Origin of the sequence: Shewanella sp. SM73 (assembly GCF_025653795.1) — a bacterium.
Taxonomy (GTDB): Bacteria; Pseudomonadota; Gammaproteobacteria; order Enterobacterales; family Shewanellaceae; genus Shewanella; species Shewanella oncorhynchi.
The window spans coordinates 99261-116203 of sequence record NZ_JAKKRY010000008.1 but is presented as its reverse complement, the minus strand read 5'-3'; the positions used below and the strand labels follow the sequence as shown (position 1 = coordinate 116203).

Genomic DNA, 16943 nt, shown 5'->3' with positions numbered 1-16943 from the left:
GTGCCGAGCTTGAGCTCGGCACTCCAATCTAAAACTCGGCAATAACTTTTACCGAATCATTGGCCTCACTACTATCAATATAGCCAATAATATTGGGGTTCGATGCAACTAATTTTATCATCTCCGCCCCACTAGTGACTTCCTTGGGTGGCGTTCCTTTGCCTGTAAATACTTTTTGTGACCAATATGACTTAAGTTGGCTGGATGACTTGCCCAGCACTTTAGTATCAAAGGTTTCCCTTAAGGGCATAGCACTGTCAAGATTGACCGGCACGGCCTGCGCTCCACCAGGAAAGGTCTTTGTTTTCCCTAGAAAAATATTTTCAATAACCTTTTGGTCGACAGTGTCTGCATTACTGGGATGAACGATGACAACCACACCAGCAAATAGTGGCATTGAGACTAAGCTGAGTAGGATTAAGCAAAGTAACTTATTCATTTCTCTCTCCTAAAATACTAAGTCAATGCCAAGACTGATGGATTTCGAATCCCCTGCGACTTTCATGCCTGGGCCACCGTCATCTTTAACGTCATCATACTGAATTTTAAAGGCCGCCGAAGGATGGAAATCCCAACGTATACCTGCAGAACTTGTATGGTGAACTTCACCGCCTTCACCATCATTGAAGTCCGAATAGGAAATGTAAGGCATTACTGAATCGATACGATAGCCGAACGAGAGAAGATAAGTATCTAGATTACTCCCATCGAGATCTAAGCGGTTAAGCTCAGATAAAAAAAGGAAATTCTCATAATCTATATTAACGGATAGGCCATAAAACTTACCCGTACGTTGGTTGCTACCATTCCATTCCTGCTGAATACCACCAATATAACGTTCGTTAGTATATTGCATATGCGTGAGGCGAATATCTAACCAATCTTTGTTGAATTGAACAACAATACCGCCTATATCCTTCCATACTTCTCGGGTATTTTCGAGGAAGAAAAAATCAGATAAAAGCTTATTAGGTTCGCTATCTTCGCTACCGTAATAAACTTGTCCAGACATAGTCCAGTCGCCAATTAAATAGTTATATAAGGCGCTGACACCTGTGTAGTTAAATATTTGCCATGTGTAGTTATCTGCGGGTGGACGTATCCAAGGATAAGCATATCCAACATCAAAAAAGTCACTGTAATAGTAGAGCGGTAAGCGTTTTTTACCTCCTTGTACTGTCCAATGATCATTGATCTCATAGGACAGATAAGCCCATTCAAAACTTGCCGAAAAGTCATCAGCCCCCCGAGAAACAACCTGTGCAGTGGCAGATAAACCTTCGAGCAAATCTGCTGAGAATTGAATACCAAATAAGGTATCGGGTTTGAAACTAATATCTTCATCATAGGCGCCAACGAGTGGATAGTCGGCGAGAAAGGTGGGGCCTAAATCAAACTCTGCAACGCCCGAACCTTCGAGAACTTGACCAGCAACAACTGAGGCAAAACCTGAAATGTTGACTTCTGCATAAGCGGTGGAGCTGAGCAAAAGTGAGCAAAGACCTAATGAAAGCTTATGTTTCATAAAAAAGCCCTTTAAGTGAGTATATTCGTTTTTAAGCCTAGAACAGGCACAAACATACGCAAACTTTTATTAAACATTTTTGCAACATGGTGGTCTGGCTCCCATTTTGAAAGATAAGTTTGATATTTTATGAGTAAAAAGCGTTAGGTAATTCGAGCTAACTTAAGTCAAAACTGTAAGTTCAATATTCTAAATTTGGAATGATTACTCAGCCATACCCATTAAACTGTTCAAGTGAGACTGTGATCTCCCTGAAAACTGTTTCGAAAATTTGCCAAAGAATATTATTGATTTTGCTAAATGAGAGACTCAAAGCTTGAGTGAAAAGTGGTGAGATAATTATCTTTATTAACAACATTAGCCAAAGCTAAATATGGTTGTTATTTAGCCTTTAGATTATAAAAATAACGCAATGGATACTTTTTATTAAACTAAAATTGGGCTTTTTACATAAAAATGCTCTAAATCTATCATTGATTATGCTTGTTAAGTCAACGTCGATATTTATTCCATTTTCATGTGTATGCCTGCGCTGTAGCATATTTTACTGAGTCTTTTTCTCCGATGTAGTGGTTTTATACTGTATGGTTAGCGGCTTGATTGCTGCACAGTGCTATAGCACCTATAATCTTGCTCTCTTATGTTGAGTTTCTCTTCTTTCTAAACATGATCCAATAAAAGGAATGCCATAATGCAAAGACGCAATTTTTTAAAAAGTGCGGCTATTTTGTCGACTGCGGGTTTTATCACGCCAGTACTGGCATCTTCCTCTAAATCGAGTGTCGTTGAACATAGCTCAAGCGATGGACGCCGCCGTTTTATCTTAACCAACACTTACCATCTTGTTGCCCCAGAAGGCTCTGAGGGTGTGGTTAAGTTGTGGATCCCTTTACCTGAAGACACGCAATTCCAACGGGTAAGTAAGTTGAATTTTACGGGCAGTTTTAAAGACGCCTATATCAGTTCAAACAACAGTTATGGCGCTAAAACCCTGTTTGTGACTTGGCCTGATGCCAAAGCGAACATGACAATAACGGTTGAGCTTGATATTGAAACGATAGATTGGGAACCCGTTAAAAGCGGCGCCTTAACCCATTACCGCACCCCAGAGCAGATACATTATCCTGTAGATGTTGAACGTTATTTGCTGCCGACTAAACACATGCAGATTAATGGTATTGTGAAGCAAACAGCAGATAAGATCGTTGGCAGCGAGACTGAACCACTGAAGCAAGCACGACTGATTTATCTTTGGGTTAGCGCTAATATGTTTCGCGATAATAGCGTGATTGGCTGTGGTACGGGTGATGTAGCAAGTATCCTCGAAAGTGGCAAGTTAGGCGGTAAGTGTACCGATATTAACTCAGTATTTGTGGCGCTAATGCGCGCAGTGGGGATCCCTGCCCGTGAGATGTTTGGGATTCGCTTAGGTCAGGCGATCAAGATGGGCGAATATTCTAAAAAGGCCTTTGGTAGTGCCGATGACAAAGGGGTTGCCGATGTCAGTGGTGGTCAACATTGTCGCGCTATGTTCTATTTAGCGGGTTATGGTTGGTTGCCAGCCGATCCTGCCGATGTGACAAAAATGCGTTTGACGGAGAAAAAAGAACACAACGATCCCGCAGTTCAGGCCGTGAATGATTACCTCTTTGGCAATTGGGAAATGAACTGGGTTGGCTTTAACTATGGCCGCGACTTTGATTTATACCCTACAGCCGAACAGACACCCCTGAATAACTTTGGCTACCCTTATGCCGAAGTTGATGGCGATCCCGTGAACTATTATGAGCCTAAAGTGTTTGCCTATGACTATCAGTCAACCGAACAACGCTAAGGGCCTCTTAGCGACTATGGCCGCCGCAGTGGTTGCTGCGGTTGCTTCAAGCCTATGCTGTATTGCACCGCTTATTTATTTGGTGTTCGGGGTGTCGGCCGCAAGTCTGTCGGGGATTGAGCAACTGAGCTGGCTGCAAGTGCCCATGTTGATACTGTCGACTGGGCTGATTCTGATGGGATTTTGGCGGCTCTATTTTGCTAAAAAGCCACTGTGTACAGCGACGTTGAGTCGTACTCAGATGCTGTGGCTGTACTGGTTAACTGTACCTGTTGTGCTGGCATTTCAGTCATATCCTTTTGTATTACCTTGGTTATTAGAGGTGCTTGAATGAAGTTAGTGTTATTTCTCGCCTTAAGTATGTGTTCAGCGTCGAGCTGGGCGGCAAACGTGCTGGTCACCTTAGATGTTAAGGGCATGACTTGTCCGCTGTGTGTCACTGTCGTGAATAAAGCGCTGCGTAAAACCGATGGGGTGATTAAGGCCAAGGCTTCGTTAAAAACGGAGCAAGCCTTAGTGACAGTGCCAGAGGATTTTAATCTAGATAGTTTGCTTAAGGCCGTCGACGAAACGGGGTATAAGGGCAGTATTAATAAGGTAGAAAAACAATCCTAAGCGTCGGTGTCTTTAGTAACGGATTGAGCGACATTATAAAATATCAGTCTAGCTCCAAATGATTAGACTGATATTTCACCGAGAAAATACACTCTGTATCCCACCAGTTACTTCCTTCACTGCCAATTTTTTCCTTTGCGGGTCATTTCTTCGTTAGCTGTAATACACCTCGGGCTCGATACGACGTTGCCGCTCTTCATTTTTCTCCGATGATTCTTTAATCAGATCCAATTTTTGCGCTTGCAGTAATTCTAGTTGCTTGGCTTTTTGTTCTTCAGATAGATTTTCATCGGCCGCAACCTTCGCCATTTCTTCATCTATCTTATCAATTTTATCCCTATCGACTCCTGTACGGTTATCTAAAATAGCCTGCATGGCTTTGTCCAACCTGTTGATGCTTTTGTCTGGTTCAGGCGTGCCTGCAATGGCTTGCACATTACCCGTGTAGCCTTGTTTGGCGTTAGGGGCCAGATGGCTATAGGTATCGGCTGTCGTTACCGATGCAGCAGAGGAGAGCGTTACAGTATCTTGGCTTATTGATGACGTTAGATTTGCCGACGTCATTGAATTTGCACGAGTTCCTAGGCCATTAGTGCTCGGCTCGACTTGCTTGATTGGCACATTGGCATAACTTTTCGCAAAGGTATTGGTATAACTATTAGGGTTAATTGTGCTCATATCCGACTCCTTATATATATGAATCTGTCCCTTGGTCACCTGCGGTTTAAAATGTTGAGCGGTTAACTAATGTGTGTTGCTGGACGTTTCAATATTATTTGATGACAACTTTGCAATTTGAATTAGCAAGTTATAGGCCAAGTTAGGTTTATTTGTGGTTGATTTATCAGGAGTCACTGTTAAACGATACTTTTAAAAAAATATTTATACAAAAACTTGATCCTTGTACAACTATGGTCCGTAATTAGAAGCATAGTGATACAAGGAGTCGACTTATGTACAAGTTTAACCCGCAGCGAATTCAGATTGGGATCAGCGCTTGTCTATTAGGGGAGAAGGTTCGTTTTGATGGTGGACATAAAAATTCGACCTATTGTAATCAAGAGATTAAGCAATTTTTCGATTATGTGCCCATCTGTCCTGAAATGGCGATTGGCTTAGGTGCACCCCGGAAAAGTATCCGACTAGTCCGTGATGGGGAAACCATCTTAGTTCAGAGTGGTGACGGTAGCTTAGATGTGACCGATAAGCTCAATGAATACAGCGAAAACAAGGTTGAAGAGCTCGATTTCCTCGGAGGATACTTACTTTGCGCTAAGTCGCCAACCTGCGGCATGGAGCGGGTAACAGAGTATAAAATTGGCACTAACAATGGTTCTAAGTCTGGCATTGGTGTATTTGCTCGCAAGTTGATGGAACGATATCCACTATTGCCCGTGGAAGAAGAAGGCCGCTTGCATGACATGGTGCTGCGGGAGAACTTTTTCACCCGCGTTTATGCCTATCACGATTGGCACCTGATGAAACATGAAGGGCTGACTAAGCATAAGTTAGTGAAGTTTCATTCCCGCTATAAATACCTATTAATGGCACACAGCCCGACATGGTATCGCGAGCTTGGTCCGATAGTGGCCAATATTGAGGATCTTGAGCAAAGCGCGACCCGCTACTTTGAAGGTTTTATGACGGCGCTGAAAATTAATGCGACCCGTAAAAATCATACCAGTACGCTGCAGCATATTCAGGGTTACTTTAAAAAGCATTTGAGCAAAGAGCAAAAGACAGAACTGTCTGAAGCGATTATGAAATATCGCCAAGGTCTATTGCCGTTATTAGTACCTATCACGCTCATTAACCATTATTTACGCGAATTTCCAACACCTTATATTGAAGAGCAAGTGTACTTAAACCCTCATCCTGAGGCGTTAAAGCTGCGCTATGCCTATTAACGTTTACCTAATCGCATTCAGTTGATTTTAGCTTTTGATTTAGTGAGTTATTACTGAAATATGAAACAAACTATAGAGAACACGGCCCACACAGAACCCAATGGTGAGATATTACTCCCCATCGGTGAAGTGTCGGCCTTAACTGGCGTGAATGCCGTGACCTTAAGGGCATGGCAGCGTCGTTTTGGTTTAGTGATCCCTGCACGTACACCCAAGGGACACAGATTATATACGAGTGAAAATATCCAAGAAATCCATGAGATTAATGCATGGCTAGCTAAAGGTGTTGCGATCAGTAAGGTTAAACCTTTGCTGATGAGTGCTGCTAAATCTTCATTTACAGAAATAGTTCAAACTCAAGCCATTGATTTATGGTGCGAGCAAGTCACTACGCTCAATACGGCATTATTCGATTTCAATCAGCACAAATTACAGCAGATTTTAGATGATGCATTTGGCTTATATCCTTTCCAATTGGTGAAAGAAAAGTTGCTACAACCTTGGCTTAATCAACTCGAGGACTTAGTGAATGAGCGGCTCGATACCGAGTTGATTATTGCTTGGTTAAAGAGCGAGTTACTTAACCGAGTGGGTGGACGTCATGCCTTTAATGGACAGGCCGTGACGGCGAGAATCGCTGTGGTGAGTCTATCCCGTGGGGTACATACCTCGCTTAATTCCACCCGCACTAACATTTTGTTTTCTCTACTTCTATCGCTCGAGTTAGCGTCGCTGCGGGTATCGGTTATTGATCTTGGCGAGCAAGCCATGGGCAGTTTACCTTTGCTGCGAGGTAGGCTTAACGTCGATGCACTTTTGATTATTCCCGACTCAAATCATTCGGGTTCTGAACAGACTGAAATGCTGACTGTATTGGAGCAAATGACTTTCCCATGCTGGTTTATGGGGCCTTTTGCGCCAACGTTAAGCTCTTTATCTGCTTTTTTTGCGTCTTCGATGACAGACTTGATTGGAAAAATGCCATCTCGTTTAGCGGGGAAGGTGAATAGAAGTCGTAAGCGCAGTGGAAAGATGAATACCGTGAATCAAAGCGAGCAGATAAATAGCGAGAAAAACAATGACATTAGCTAACGATTCAATGCAAATAGATTCAATTCCAATAAAAGTGCAGGGCAATAATGCACTGATGTGGTTTCGCCAAGATTTACGCCTTGCCGATAATCAGGCATTAACCGCCACTTGCGATTGGGCGCGGGAGAATGGCGTGGCACTTAAGGCGATTTACATTGCTACGCCAACCCAGTGGCAGCGCCATGACGTTGCGCCTATTCAGTTGGAGTTTATCGAACGTCATATCAATTTACTTGCCCAAGGGCTGGCGAGTCTTGGTATTGGATTCGAGTTAATTCAGCTAGATACCTTTGCTGATGTACCTGAGTTTCTCGGTCACTATTGCCAGCAACAGGGGATTGGTCGAGTGTTTGCTGGTCGCGAGCCTGAGATTAACGAGCAACTGCGAGACCAAGCCTGTATTCAGGCGGGTATTCCTCTAGTGTTAACCGAAGAACACTGTTTGCTTAAGCCGGGCACTGTGCTGAATTTATCCGGCGACATGTACAAGGTTTTCACTCCTTTTAGCCGTAAGTGGCGAGAAATTGCCGCCCGCCATGCCATTTTGCCGCTTCCTGTTCCGGCGCCACTTGGGCCTGTGTTGGCCGAGCCAAAGCCGCTTTTGTTTAACAATGTCACTAAAGTGTCGAGTGAACTTTGGGCTGCGGGAGAAGGGCAGGCGAAGCGTTTGCTCTGCGCATTTATTCAGCAGAAAGTGCAGGATTATAAGCAAGATAGGGATTTCCCCGCCATTGATGGCACTAGCTCAATTTCACCCTATCTGGCCATTGGTGTGGTTAGCCCAAGACAATGTGTTGCCGCGCTGTTGCATCACTTCCCTGAGGTGATTGTCGACGACACTAGCCCTGCTCGTACTTGGTTAAATGAGCTTACTTGGCGTGAGTTTTACCGTCATTTGCTGGTGGCATTTCCCGATTTATCTAAGAATCACAATTTCAATCGTCAAGCCGACCATGTGCAGTGGCGCAATAACCCGCAGGAGTTTGCTGCTTGGTGTGAAGGTCGTACTGGCTATCCGATTGTGGATGCGGCTATGCGCCAACTCAATCAAACGGGTTGGATGCACAATCGGCTGCGTATGGTGGTGGCGAGTTTCCTGACTAAACATCTGCTGATTGACTGGCGCTGGGGTGAGCGCTATTTCCGCCAAAAACTGATTGATGGTGACTTAGCCGCGAATAATGGCGGCTGGCAGTGGTCTGCGGGTTGTGGCTGCGATGCTCAGCCTTATTTCCGTATTTTTAATCCTATAAGCCAGAGTGAAAAGTTTGATCCAGATGGCAGCTTTATCCGTAAGTATTTACCAGAGCTCGCATCTTGGGGAGTTAAGCAATTACATCAACCCAGTACAGCGCAGACACCGTCCTTGTTTGAACAGCCGTTATTCAACACTAAAACGGCTTATCCAAGTGCGATTGTCGAGCACAGTGCAGCAAGAGCAAGGGCATTAACCGTATTAGGCGTATTGAAAAAGGCCACGGCCCAATAAATAGGATCAGGAGCAATAGCAAGATGACAAACCAAGCGACGACTGAGACTAATACGCTTGTTGATGATTTTATTCAGCTTTATCAAGCTTTAAATAAAGATAACTTGCATCTGTTAGCTCATGTTTATGACGACAATATTTGCTTTACCGATCCTATGCATCAAATCACAGGGCTAGCGGCGTTAACTCAGTACTTCGCGAAGTTATATAAGAATGTTAAGCATATTCATTTTGAGATCAAAGAAGTGCAGCAGGATGCGAATCAAGCCGCGCTGTTTTGGCTGATGGAATATAGCCACCCTAAGTTGAATAAAGGTGGACTTATCCGTGTTGATGGCATGAGCCAACTTAAATTTAACGACAAGATTTATTTTCACAGGGATTACTTCGACTTAGGGCAAATGTTGTATGAGCATTTGCCTTGTATGGGCGGCCTTATCCGCTTACTCAAAGACAGGGCGGCAAAGTAATGGACGCTGTTAAGCCGATGAAAATAAATACAGTGCTGATTACAGGTGCAAGCTCAGGCATTGGATTGCAACTGGCGCAAGACTATTTGGCTTTAGGTTGGCACGTCATTGCCTGTGGCCGCTCGCTGCAAAGGTTAGAGGCGTTAGCCTTGAATGAACTCGTCGGTGCTACGTTGTTAATTTTTGATATATCCCAGCGCGACCAAGTTCAACAAGCTGGCCAAAATGTAGCTGAGCTATTGGCGAAAACAGATTCTCAGCTCGATTTGGTCATTTTGAATGCGGGCAGTTGTGAATATATTGATGATGCTAAGGCTTTCGATGATGTGTTGTTCGAGCGCGTTATCTATACCAATCTAATTGCAATGGGATATTGCCTCGGGGCATTTTTACCTTTAATGCCAAGGGGTTCACGTATTGGCTTAATGAGTTCTAGTGCTATTTATTTACCTTTCCCTCGCGCTGAAGCTTACGGCGCCTCTAAAGCCGGCGTGCAGTATTTAGCCTCGAGTCTTGCGCTCGATCTTGCCAAGAACGACATAGGCGTGAGCTTGATTTGCCCTGGTTTTGTGGCGACACCACTGACCGCAAAAAATGATTTTTCTATGCCAATGCAAGTGAGTGTACAAACCGCTTCTAAGGCGATACGTAATGGGCTGAAAGGTGGCAAGCGCGAGATCCATTTTCCGCGACGCTTTACTTATCTATTGAAGTTGATGTCGTTTTTACCTGCCTTTGTGTGGCAAAAAATGATTGCAAACGATACTCAAGCCAAGCCGCTAAAGGACAAGAGTTTATGAAAAATATCGCCATCGTCGGCACCGGCATTTCTGGATTAACCTGTGGCCATCTATTAAGTGAGTCGCACAGGGTTACAGTGTTTGAGGCCAATGACTATATCGGCGGCCACACGGCGACAGTCGATGTGGAGCATCAAGGGCAAACCTACGCTATAGACACAGGTTTCATCGTGTTTAATGACAGAACGTATCCACGATTTGAACGTTTATTGGCTCGCCTTAATGTCACCATATTACCGACTGAGATGAGTTTTAGCGTGCACAATGCGCTGACTGGGCTTGAATACAACGGCCACAATTTAGGCAGTTTGTTTGCCCAAAAGCGTAACCTCCTGAATCCACGCTTTTGGGCCTTTTTAAAAGAAATATTGCGCTTCAATAAAGGCTGTAAGGCACTCTATCAACAGGATATTTACCCTGAAGGCAACTTAGGTGATTATTTAGACAGTGAAAACTTTTCGCGCTTTTTTGCCGAGCACTATATTTTGCCCATGGGCGCGGCAATTTGGTCTTCGAGCATAGAAGATATGCGTGCGTTTTCGTTGAAGTTTTTTATTCGCTTCTTCCAACACCACGGTTTATTAAATGTCAGTGATAGGCCCCAGTGGTATGTGCTAAAGGGGGGCTCGCGTAGCTATATTCCTGATCTTATTGCGCCCTTTAAAGACAATATCCGCCTTAACTCACCCGTGACAGGTATTGAACGCCATGGCAATGGGGTGAAGTTACAAGTTCACGGTGAATGGTTGGAATTCGATGAGGTGATTTTAGCCTGTCATAGCGACCAAGCACTGCGTATGTTAAACGATCCTACGCCAACAGAACGCGCCATTTTAGGCGACCTCAGCTACCAGAATAACGATGTGGTGCTGCATATGGATACGCGTATTTTACCGAAGCGAAAAGCCGCTTGGGCGAGTTGGAACTATAGGTTAGATGGTAATCTAAAACTTCCAGCATCAGTGACTTACAACATGAACATACTGCAACAGTTGCCAGCCAATGCGCCGACCTTTTGTGTCACCTTGAATCAGTCAGAGTTGATTGATGAGTCGAAAGTGATACGCCGCTTCAATTATGCCCACCCAGTGTTTAACGAAGCCAGTCTTAAGGCTCAGGGCCGCCGTGAGGAAATATCCGGGCAAAATCATACTCATTTTGCTGGCGCCTATTGGCACAATGGTTTCCATGAAGATGGCGTTCGCAGTGCACTTGATGTGTGTGCCCATTTTGGTGTCAGCCTATGACAGGTTTAAATGTGACAGGTCTAAATATGACAGAGCTCAATAGCGGTATTTATTACGGCACTGTATCCCACTGCCGTTTTACGCCGATTAAACATAGCTTTAGTTATGCCATGGCGCTGTTGGCGATTGATTTAGATGAGGTCGATAAGATCAGTGCCATGGGGCGAGTTTTTGCCAGCCAGCGCCGCGCTTTACTGAGATTCAATCCTAAAGACTATTTAACTTCTTTTACGACTACATCCAATGACAGTAGTGAAGTGGCTGTTGTCGATCCGAGCGCCGCTGCACTTAAGAGTCGCGTATTGACTCAAGTGGCAGCGTTAGGCGCAGATAAACTGTGCGATCGAGTTTTGTTTGTGGGTCAGATCCGCCATTTTGGCGTGTATTTTAGCCCAGTAAATTTCTACTTTTGTTATCAAGATCAAACGCCTTTATACATGTTGGCCGAGGTGAGTAACACGCCTTGGGATCAGCGCCATTGCTATTTAGTCGATTTAGCCGCGCCCAAACCTTCTGACAAAGTGTTTCACGTGTCTCCCTTTATGACTCTCGATATGCGTTATCTCTGGCATGTGTCTGCGCCGAGTGAAGACTTAAACATCGGTATTGAAAACAAGTCGATGCAAGAGAATGGCAAAAAACTGTTTAATGCCAATTTAGTGATGAAACGCCAACCGATAACGGCGGCCAATTTACGGACGCTTTTGTTTCGCTTCCCTTTTATGACTCTCAAGATCTTCTTCGGGATTTATTGGCAAGCGCTAAAACTCTTTTTTAAACGTGTGCCCTTTGTGCCGCATCCAGCTCAGATGGAGAAATAACATGGAAAATACGGCTTCGCAAACCTCAGTCACCACAGGGAAACTGCCCGACAGTATTGCGCGTAAAGTCTTGCTTAAGGCGCTGGAAAGTCTCCCACATGGCTGCTTGACCTTGGTTGAGGGTGACAAGAGTTATCGTTTTGGTGAGAGTCATACCGACTTGCACGCCACGCTTGTGGTTAAACACCCGAGTTTTTATCGTCAAATCATGCTTTCAGGCTCCATTGGTGCGGGTGAAGGTTATATTCAAGGCCATTGGACGAGCCCTGATCTCACCAAAATCGTACAACTGTTTGCCCGTAATTTAGCCTTACTCGATAAGATTGAAGCCAAATTCTCTTGGTTAACTGGCACGATAAACCGTGTGAAGCATGTGCTGAATCGCAATTCTCAAGAGGGCTCAAAGCGCAATATTCTCGCCCACTATGATTTGGGTAATGCTATGTATGAGCAATTCCTCGACCGTGAAATGTTGTATTCGAGTGCGCTTTATCCCCATGAGGAAGCCAGTTTGCAGGAAGCGCAGTTGTTTAAGCTGATGACTATTTGTGAACGACTCGATTTACAGCCAGGTCAAACCTTGCTTGAGATTGGTACAGGCTGGGGCGCACTGGCTATTTATGCGGCTAAGCATTATGGCGTACACGTGACAACAACAACGATTTCAGATGCGCAATATGCCTATACCAAAGCCCGTGTCGAACGCGAAGGGCTAAGCGATAAAGTGACGCTGTTGACAGAGGACTATCGCAATCTGACTGGAGCATACGACAGGGTTGTTTCTATCGAGATGATTGAAGCGGTAGGGCATGAGTATTTGCCAGGCTTCTTTAAAAAGCTGGAGTCATTATTAAAACCCAATGGGCGCATGCTGCTACAGGCGATAACGATTGCCGATCAACGTTACGACAGTTATCGCAAAAGTGTGGATTTTATTCAGCGTTATATTTTCCCCGGTGGCTGCTTACCCTCAGTGAGCCAAATGGTCGGTCACATTGCCAAACAGACGGACATGGTGGTCTGGTCGCTCAATGATATGGGGCTCGATTACGCTAAAACCTTAAAACATTGGCATGAGAATTTTGATCATGCGATAGGCGAAATCCAAGCTTTAGGTTATGGCGATGATTTTATTCGGATGTGGAAATTTTACCTAAGTTATTGTGAAGGTGGATTTTTAGAACGTACCACAAGCACAGTGCATTTAGTGGCTGTGCGTCCGGACTATCGCATTGCTAGCCATCATCTCCCAAGCCATAGCCCTAATGCGACGTAATTTGTTTTGATTAAGCAGTCACTTTAGTGGAAATAACCATTTTCGTTGGAATGAGCCGCTTTGTTTACAGCAAGATAAAAGTGAGGCAAAGATGAAGTCCATGTTAGCTAACTCTCGGGTTCCTTTTAAACATCAGGGCTTTATTCTCTATAACGCCTTGAGTTTTCAGGCTGTATGGTGGTCTAGTGTACTTTGGCTTAACACCTCTCTGTTGTTAACTATCCCTTTGTTATTATTTCACTTTATCCTGCTAGCTTCCTTAAGTAAGCCCGGGTATCGCAAAGTTGATTTGCTATTGATGCTAAAGGTTGCAGCCTTAGGAATAGGCGTAGATACAGTACTCTCTGTTTTAGGGGGGTTTGAGTTTGCTCTTTTCCCTTGGTGGCTTGGTTGCCTGTGGCTGCATTTTGCTTTGACTCTGAATCATAGTTTGGCCTTTATGCGACCTTTACCGCTGATATTTCAGGCGTTACTCGGGGGCATATTTGGTGGGTTAAGCTATTTGGCTGGCGCACAATTTAATGCCGTGAGTTTGCCCTATGGCAATGTTATTTCTGCTGTGGTGTTATTTTTGGTTTGGCTAGTCTTGCTGCCATTTTTAATCCAACTTGCTAATCCCTATGGATTTAATCGAAGCACTAAGGCTCGCTCTTTTACTGTGTTTGGGCGTTAATTATTGAGTTGTAGGAATTGATCGCGGTTAAGCCATTATGCCGTTTTTAGTTAAGTACCAGTTGTAAGACATTATGCAGTAAAAGGGGGATCCCATGTCGTCAGTTCGTAATCGTAGCCCAAATCTTGGTTTTTCATTTTTGAATTCAAGCTGCTTAAGTCTATTGGCCCTCAGTTTATTGGCCGCACCTTTAAAAGCGTTAGAGGCGAAAACGCCTGATTTTGAAAACATTACTATCGAACTGAATGATGCCGCCGATGTGACGCAGACTTTTCAGGAAGTGGGCCGCGGAGAAATGGATTGGCTGTGGTTTAGTTTGTATAAGGCCAGACTGATGACGGTAAATGGCCGTTATCAACAGGGGCAATATCCTCTGCTGTTAGATATTGAATATTATCGAGATATTGAGTCAGAGGATTTGCTCGAAGCGACAAAAGATCAATGGAAGCATCTAGCGTTTGCCGAAAATGATATCCAACGTTGGTTGGGTTTATTAAATGCGACTTGGCCCGATGTGAAGCAGGGCGACCATTTAAGTTTTAAGGTGATAGATGGACAAACGAGTCAGTTTTTCTTTAATCATCAACCACTCGACATTATCCATGATGCTAATTTTGCTGAGGCATTTTTAGCGATTTGGTTATCGAAAGCCACTAGTCGTCCTAGTTTGCGGGCGCAATTACTCGGAGAAAAACCATGCGATTGTTGAAACGGCTTGTCGGCCGAAAGTTATTTTTAGGTTTAATAATGATAGGGCTGTTGTCGAGTTGTTCATCGGTGGAAGTGACTGATTATAAAGACACTCATCCGACATTGGTTTTGGAGTCATTTTTTAATGGACCATTAAAAGCCTCTGGGGTCGTACAAGATTTTAGTGGCAAAGTAATCCGCAAATTCAATGTCATTATGGAAGCCAGTTGGCAGGGAAGTGAGGGGGTCATTAATGAATGGTTTGTGTATGATGATGGTGAAACTCAAACGCGTGTATGGCGCATTAAGGCACTAGGGGAAGGGCGATACTCAGGAACTGCAGGTGACATTATCGGGACTGCCGATGGCCAATCTAGCGGCAGTGCGCTACGTTGGAAATACGATATGTTATTGCCTGTGGATGGTGAGGAATATCAAGTTCATTTCGACGATTGGATGTTCTTAGTGAATGATAATACCATTATAAATCAGAGCGATATTATTAAGTTTGGCATCACAGTTGCTAAAGTCACTTTAGTTATTCAAAAATAGTCTCAGCAATTTTTAGTTAAGTTGGCTTACCCCAGTTTGTCTTGGATTAACTCTGTTGATTAAGGCTTAAATGTTGATTAAGGCTTAAATGTTGATTAAGACTTAAATGTTGATTAAGACTTAAATTGGCTTAAACAGTATAGCTTGGCTAATAACCCCCTTTTTTCTGCATTAAAGTGTTGAAGTCAAACCAAAGTTGCAGCTAGGCATTTTTGCTAGTGGCATAAGTGATATATGGGGGTAAGGTTATTGCAACCCATTGTTTAAATTTAATTAATCTGAGCTTAAGTCTAAGTTTAAGTCTAAATCTAAGTCTAAATCTAAGTCTAAATCTAAGTCTAAATAGATAGGGGGTAGTCGATGAATAAACACGTTGTTTTATGGGGAGTATTTTTTAGTCTGTCGTTAACTGCTTGTTCATCTTTTGACTTTAAGTTTGAGGATCATTCTGAGAAACAAGTCGATCCTCATCAACCCGCAAGCGATCCTATGGTGCAAGATAATGAACGTCGTATTCGAGATGCGAGAAAAGACGGCCAGTTAGAATCCGATTTTCTAAAACCTAGGTATCCAGTTAAGTTTAAATAAGAAAATGCCTTAGGAACTCACTTCAACCTCAATACTTAACTATCAATAGCAAGTATTAAGGTTGCAAGGGGAGAGGCGAAGAGCTAACCCGCTTGACGACTGTTATCTATCGATTTTTTGTCATAATATTCAAACGGAAACAGATTACGAATCCTTTGCTTTACATTGTCACTCACGTTGGCAGAAATATGTAAGCGTACATCTCCTGTTTTTTCAGCCCTAACAGTACAAGTCAGTTTTTCGGTTTTAGCGATTTGGCGGCATTCCCGTTCGAATCGTTCGGGGATCTTGCCCTTATGCTGAGTCATACGGCCATCTTTAAAATGCATTTCAAAAATAGTCAGACCTTTCTTGCCACCAAATATCAGTTTGTAAACGAGAAATATACCAATAGCGACAAAAATGAGTTTGAAAATATCGGCTGTCATAACGCCTCCTATCTTATGTTTATAGAACCAAGATACTCCCGAGTTAGTTGTTTTAACAGTGCGCTAACGCGCAATTTTGAATTGGCAATAAAATGATTCCAGCCTAGACTTAACTGGCTAAGGAAAAGTAACCCCTCAGTTAAGGAAAACGCCATGTACTTATCAAATGCAGATCGTTGGTCATTATTGTGTAAGAAGCAAATTGATGTTATCGAAAAACTTGCTACACATTTCCCCGAGAGAAAAGCACATCTAAGTGAGCTCACTCAAGGGTGGCGCCATGTTCAACATCAAGTTCAAGCAGGTGATAGGCCTATGCCACTCGAGCTCATCAAATAAGCACGATTGAGTCATTTGGAACTAGATAGTTTGTATAAGAACGCAAAGCCACTCAATAATGAGTGGCTTTTTTATGTGGCGAATATAAAACTATCATTTATAGGGGTAAAGGATTAAGTGATTGTCTGTTGCATGAAGTCAATAAATTATCTTAACGCTCGATTTGAACGTTTATTGTGCCAGTATTGAGGGCGCTATCAGTTATTACTGAGGGAAGTTCGTTGTGTTTTGCTTTGAAACACTTCAAATTTCAGATACAAAAAAGCCACTCATTGAGTGGCTTCATTGTTTATATGGTGCCGGCACCAAGAGTCGAACTCGGGACCTACTGATTACAAGTCAGTTGCTCTACCAACTGAGCTATGCCGGCTTAAATCTTTACTGCAATTTTTACTACAGAATAATGGTGCCCGAACCCGGAATCGAACCAGGGACACGAGGATTTTCAATCCTCTGCTCTACCGACTGAGCTATTCGGGCAACTAAACTAAGCGTTAGTTAACTACTTTGAACTAAGTTGTGAAGACCTTGTTCGCTCGAAGTGCGCGTATAATATAGTGCTCGCTTTAGCTGTGCAAGCCCTTTTTAAGTGACTGA

Annotated in this window: 20 protein-coding genes and 2 tRNA genes; 16 read left to right on the top strand and 6 right to left on the bottom strand. The window is 43.5% G+C overall.

Annotated features, from left to right (window positions below; translation table 11 throughout):
• Window positions 1-28 precede the first annotated feature (28 nt).
• Both L5M51_RS13050 and L5M51_RS13045 read right to left on the bottom strand, forming a co-directional pair.
• Entirely contained in the window at window positions 29-439 is a 411-nt protein-coding gene (locus L5M51_RS13050; RefSeq protein WP_105251847.1) for a phosphate ABC transporter substrate-binding protein, read from the bottom strand.
• A 9-nt stretch (window positions 440-448) separates the two neighbouring features.
• Entirely contained in the window at window positions 449-1525 is a 1077-nt protein-coding gene (locus L5M51_RS13045; RefSeq protein ID WP_168823015.1) for a porin, read from the bottom strand.
• 691 nt (window positions 1526-2216) lie between these two features.
• On the opposite strand from L5M51_RS13045, the gene L5M51_RS13040 reads away from it, so the two are divergent.
• Genes L5M51_RS13040 through L5M51_RS13030 form a run of 3 tightly spaced genes read left to right on the top strand, consistent with a single transcriptional unit; the run spans window position 2217 to window position 3974 of the window.
• Window positions 2217-3359, top strand: a complete 1143-nt coding sequence (locus tag L5M51_RS13040) for a transglutaminase-like domain-containing protein (RefSeq protein ID WP_263173171.1) — start codon at window positions 2217-2219, stop codon at window positions 3357-3359.
• A gap of 16 nt (window positions 3360-3375) precedes the next feature.
• The gene (locus tag L5M51_RS13035) at window positions 3376-3693 is read left to right on the top strand and encodes a hypothetical protein (protein WP_049821785.1); all 318 of its coding nucleotides are present in this window, start codon (window positions 3376-3378) and stop codon (window positions 3691-3693) included.
• On the top strand, window positions 3690-3974 hold the full coding sequence (locus L5M51_RS13030; protein WP_173243585.1) for a heavy-metal-associated domain-containing protein: 285 nt from the start codon (window positions 3690-3692) through the stop codon (window positions 3972-3974). Before L5M51_RS13035 ends, L5M51_RS13030 begins: the two co-directional genes overlap by 4 nt.
• Window positions 3975-4127: 153 nt before the next feature.
• Here L5M51_RS13030 and L5M51_RS13025 read toward each other — a convergent pair whose 3' ends face one another.
• The gene (locus tag L5M51_RS13025) at window positions 4128-4652 is read right to left on the bottom strand and encodes a hypothetical protein (protein ID WP_263173166.1); all 525 of its coding nucleotides are present in this window, start codon (window positions 4650-4652) and stop codon (window positions 4128-4130) included.
• Between the two features lie 275 nt (window positions 4653-4927).
• On the opposite strand from L5M51_RS13025, the gene L5M51_RS13020 reads away from it, so the two are divergent.
• From L5M51_RS13020 to L5M51_RS12965, 12 genes are all read left to right on the top strand, one after another.
• Window positions 4928-5881 (top strand): YbgA family protein, encoded by a 954-nt coding sequence (locus tag L5M51_RS13020; RefSeq protein ID WP_107946875.1) that lies wholly within the window; start codon window positions 4928-4930, stop codon window positions 5879-5881.
• Between the two features lie 60 nt (window positions 5882-5941).
• Complete coding sequence (locus L5M51_RS13015; protein WP_263173165.1) at window positions 5942-6973, top strand: MerR family transcriptional regulator; 1032 nt, start codon at window positions 5942-5944, stop codon at window positions 6971-6973.
• Window positions 6960-8462, top strand: coding sequence for a deoxyribodipyrimidine photo-lyase (gene phrB / locus L5M51_RS13010; protein ID WP_263173131.1), 1503 nt, complete (start codon window positions 6960-6962; stop codon window positions 8460-8462). The genes L5M51_RS13015 and phrB overlap by 14 nt, the downstream gene beginning before the upstream one ends.
• 23 nt (window positions 8463-8485) lie before the next feature.
• Entirely contained in the window at window positions 8486-8932 is a 447-nt protein-coding gene (locus tag L5M51_RS13005; protein WP_263173130.1) for a nuclear transport factor 2 family protein, read from the top strand.
• Window positions 8932-9732 carry an SDR family NAD(P)-dependent oxidoreductase gene (locus L5M51_RS13000; RefSeq protein WP_263173129.1) on the top strand — a complete coding sequence of 267 codons (801 nt, stop codon included), beginning with the start codon at window positions 8932-8934 and terminating at the stop codon, window positions 9730-9732. The genes L5M51_RS13005 and L5M51_RS13000 overlap by 1 nt, the downstream gene beginning before the upstream one ends.
• Entirely contained in the window at window positions 9729-10979 is a 1251-nt protein-coding gene (locus L5M51_RS12995; protein ID WP_263173128.1) for an NAD(P)/FAD-dependent oxidoreductase, read from the top strand. Before L5M51_RS13000 ends, L5M51_RS12995 begins: the two co-directional genes overlap by 4 nt.
• The gene (locus L5M51_RS12990; RefSeq protein WP_263173126.1) at window positions 10976-11800 is read left to right on the top strand and encodes a DUF1365 domain-containing protein; all 825 of its coding nucleotides are present in this window, start codon (window positions 10976-10978) and stop codon (window positions 11798-11800) included. The genes L5M51_RS12995 and L5M51_RS12990 overlap by 4 nt, the downstream gene beginning before the upstream one ends.
• A gap of 1 nt (window position 11801) precedes the next feature.
• Entirely contained in the window at window positions 11802-13076 is a 1275-nt protein-coding gene (locus L5M51_RS12985; protein ID WP_263173125.1) for an SAM-dependent methyltransferase, read from the top strand.
• Window positions 13077-13167: 91 nt separating this feature from the next.
• Entirely contained in the window at window positions 13168-13749 is a 582-nt protein-coding gene (locus tag L5M51_RS12980; protein ID WP_263173124.1) for a DUF2878 domain-containing protein, read from the top strand.
• Between the two features lie 94 nt (window positions 13750-13843).
• A complete protein-coding gene (locus tag L5M51_RS12975) occupies window positions 13844-14458 on the top strand; it encodes a chalcone isomerase family protein (RefSeq protein WP_173243619.1) in 615 nt (204 codons plus the stop codon).
• The gene (locus L5M51_RS12970; RefSeq protein ID WP_105251860.1) at window positions 14446-14991 is read left to right on the top strand and encodes a DUF3833 domain-containing protein; all 546 of its coding nucleotides are present in this window, start codon (window positions 14446-14448) and stop codon (window positions 14989-14991) included. Before L5M51_RS12975 ends, L5M51_RS12970 begins: the two co-directional genes overlap by 13 nt.
• 360 nt (window positions 14992-15351) lie before the next feature.
• Complete coding sequence (locus L5M51_RS12965; RefSeq protein ID WP_131523646.1) at window positions 15352-15579, top strand: hypothetical protein; 228 nt, start codon at window positions 15352-15354, stop codon at window positions 15577-15579.
• Window positions 15580-15662: 83 nt separating this feature from the next.
• Here L5M51_RS12965 and L5M51_RS12960 read toward each other — a convergent pair whose 3' ends face one another.
• A complete protein-coding gene (locus L5M51_RS12960) occupies window positions 15663-16007 on the bottom strand; it encodes a DUF3634 family protein (RefSeq protein WP_219251287.1) in 345 nt (114 codons plus the stop codon).
• A 153-nt stretch (window positions 16008-16160) separates the two neighbouring features.
• On the opposite strand from L5M51_RS12960, the gene L5M51_RS12955 reads away from it, so the two are divergent.
• Window positions 16161-16346 (top strand): hypothetical protein, encoded by a 186-nt coding sequence (locus L5M51_RS12955; protein ID WP_105251863.1) that lies wholly within the window; start codon window positions 16161-16163, stop codon window positions 16344-16346.
• A gap of 294 nt (window positions 16347-16640) precedes the next feature.
• On the opposite strand, the gene L5M51_RS12950 is transcribed toward L5M51_RS12955, so the two are convergent.
• Window positions 16641-16716: transfer RNA gene (locus L5M51_RS12950), tRNA-Thr, on the bottom strand.
• 34 nt (window positions 16717-16750) lie between these two features.
• A tRNA-Phe gene (locus tag L5M51_RS12945) sits at window positions 16751-16826 on the bottom strand.
• Between the last annotated feature and the right edge of the window lie 117 nt (window positions 16827-16943).

Excerpts from the sequence above, each read along its gene's own strand:
- L5M51_RS13030 (WP_173243585.1), top strand. The coding sequence starts at position 3,690 with ATGAAGTTAGTGTTATTTCTCGCCTTAAGTATGTGTTCAGCGTCGAGC.
- L5M51_RS12955 (WP_105251863.1), top strand. The coding sequence starts at position 16,161 with ATGTACTTATCAAATGCAGATCGTTGGTCATTATTGTGTAAGAAGCAA.
- L5M51_RS13035 (WP_049821785.1), top strand. The coding sequence starts at position 3,376 with ATGGCCGCCGCAGTGGTTGCTGCGGTTGCTTCAAGCCTATGCTGTATT.
- L5M51_RS13040 (WP_263173171.1), top strand. The coding sequence starts at position 2,217 with ATGCAAAGACGCAATTTTTTAAAAAGTGCGGCTATTTTGTCGACTGCG.
- L5M51_RS13025 (WP_263173166.1), bottom strand. The coding sequence starts at position 4,652 with ATGAGCACAATTAACCCTAATAGTTATACCAATACCTTTGCGAAAAGT.
- L5M51_RS13045 (WP_168823015.1), bottom strand. The coding sequence starts at position 1,525 with ATGAAACATAAGCTTTCATTAGGTCTTTGCTCACTTTTGCTCAGCTCC.
- L5M51_RS13020 (WP_107946875.1), top strand. The coding sequence starts at position 4,928 with ATGTACAAGTTTAACCCGCAGCGAATTCAGATTGGGATCAGCGCTTGT.
- L5M51_RS12970 (WP_105251860.1), top strand. The coding sequence starts at position 14,446 with ATGCGATTGTTGAAACGGCTTGTCGGCCGAAAGTTATTTTTAGGTTTA.
- L5M51_RS12965 (WP_131523646.1), top strand. The coding sequence starts at position 15,352 with ATGAATAAACACGTTGTTTTATGGGGAGTATTTTTTAGTCTGTCGTTA.
- phrB (WP_263173131.1), top strand. The coding sequence starts at position 6,960 with ATGACATTAGCTAACGATTCAATGCAAATAGATTCAATTCCAATAAAA.
- L5M51_RS12985 (WP_263173125.1), top strand. The coding sequence starts at position 11,802 with ATGGAAAATACGGCTTCGCAAACCTCAGTCACCACAGGGAAACTGCCC.
- L5M51_RS13005 (WP_263173130.1), top strand. The coding sequence starts at position 8,486 with ATGACAAACCAAGCGACGACTGAGACTAATACGCTTGTTGATGATTTT.
- L5M51_RS12975 (WP_173243619.1), top strand. The coding sequence starts at position 13,844 with ATGTCGTCAGTTCGTAATCGTAGCCCAAATCTTGGTTTTTCATTTTTG.
- L5M51_RS13015 (WP_263173165.1), top strand. The coding sequence starts at position 5,942 with ATGAAACAAACTATAGAGAACACGGCCCACACAGAACCCAATGGTGAG.
- L5M51_RS13000 (WP_263173129.1), top strand. The coding sequence starts at position 8,932 with ATGGACGCTGTTAAGCCGATGAAAATAAATACAGTGCTGATTACAGGT.
- L5M51_RS12995 (WP_263173128.1), top strand. The coding sequence starts at position 9,729 with ATGAAAAATATCGCCATCGTCGGCACCGGCATTTCTGGATTAACCTGT.
- L5M51_RS12960 (WP_219251287.1), bottom strand. The coding sequence starts at position 16,007 with ATGACAGCCGATATTTTCAAACTCATTTTTGTCGCTATTGGTATATTT.
- L5M51_RS12990 (WP_263173126.1), top strand. The coding sequence starts at position 10,976 with ATGACAGGTTTAAATGTGACAGGTCTAAATATGACAGAGCTCAATAGC.
- L5M51_RS12980 (WP_263173124.1), top strand. The coding sequence starts at position 13,168 with ATGAAGTCCATGTTAGCTAACTCTCGGGTTCCTTTTAAACATCAGGGC.
- L5M51_RS13050 (WP_105251847.1), bottom strand. The coding sequence starts at position 439 with ATGAATAAGTTACTTTGCTTAATCCTACTCAGCTTAGTCTCAATGCCA.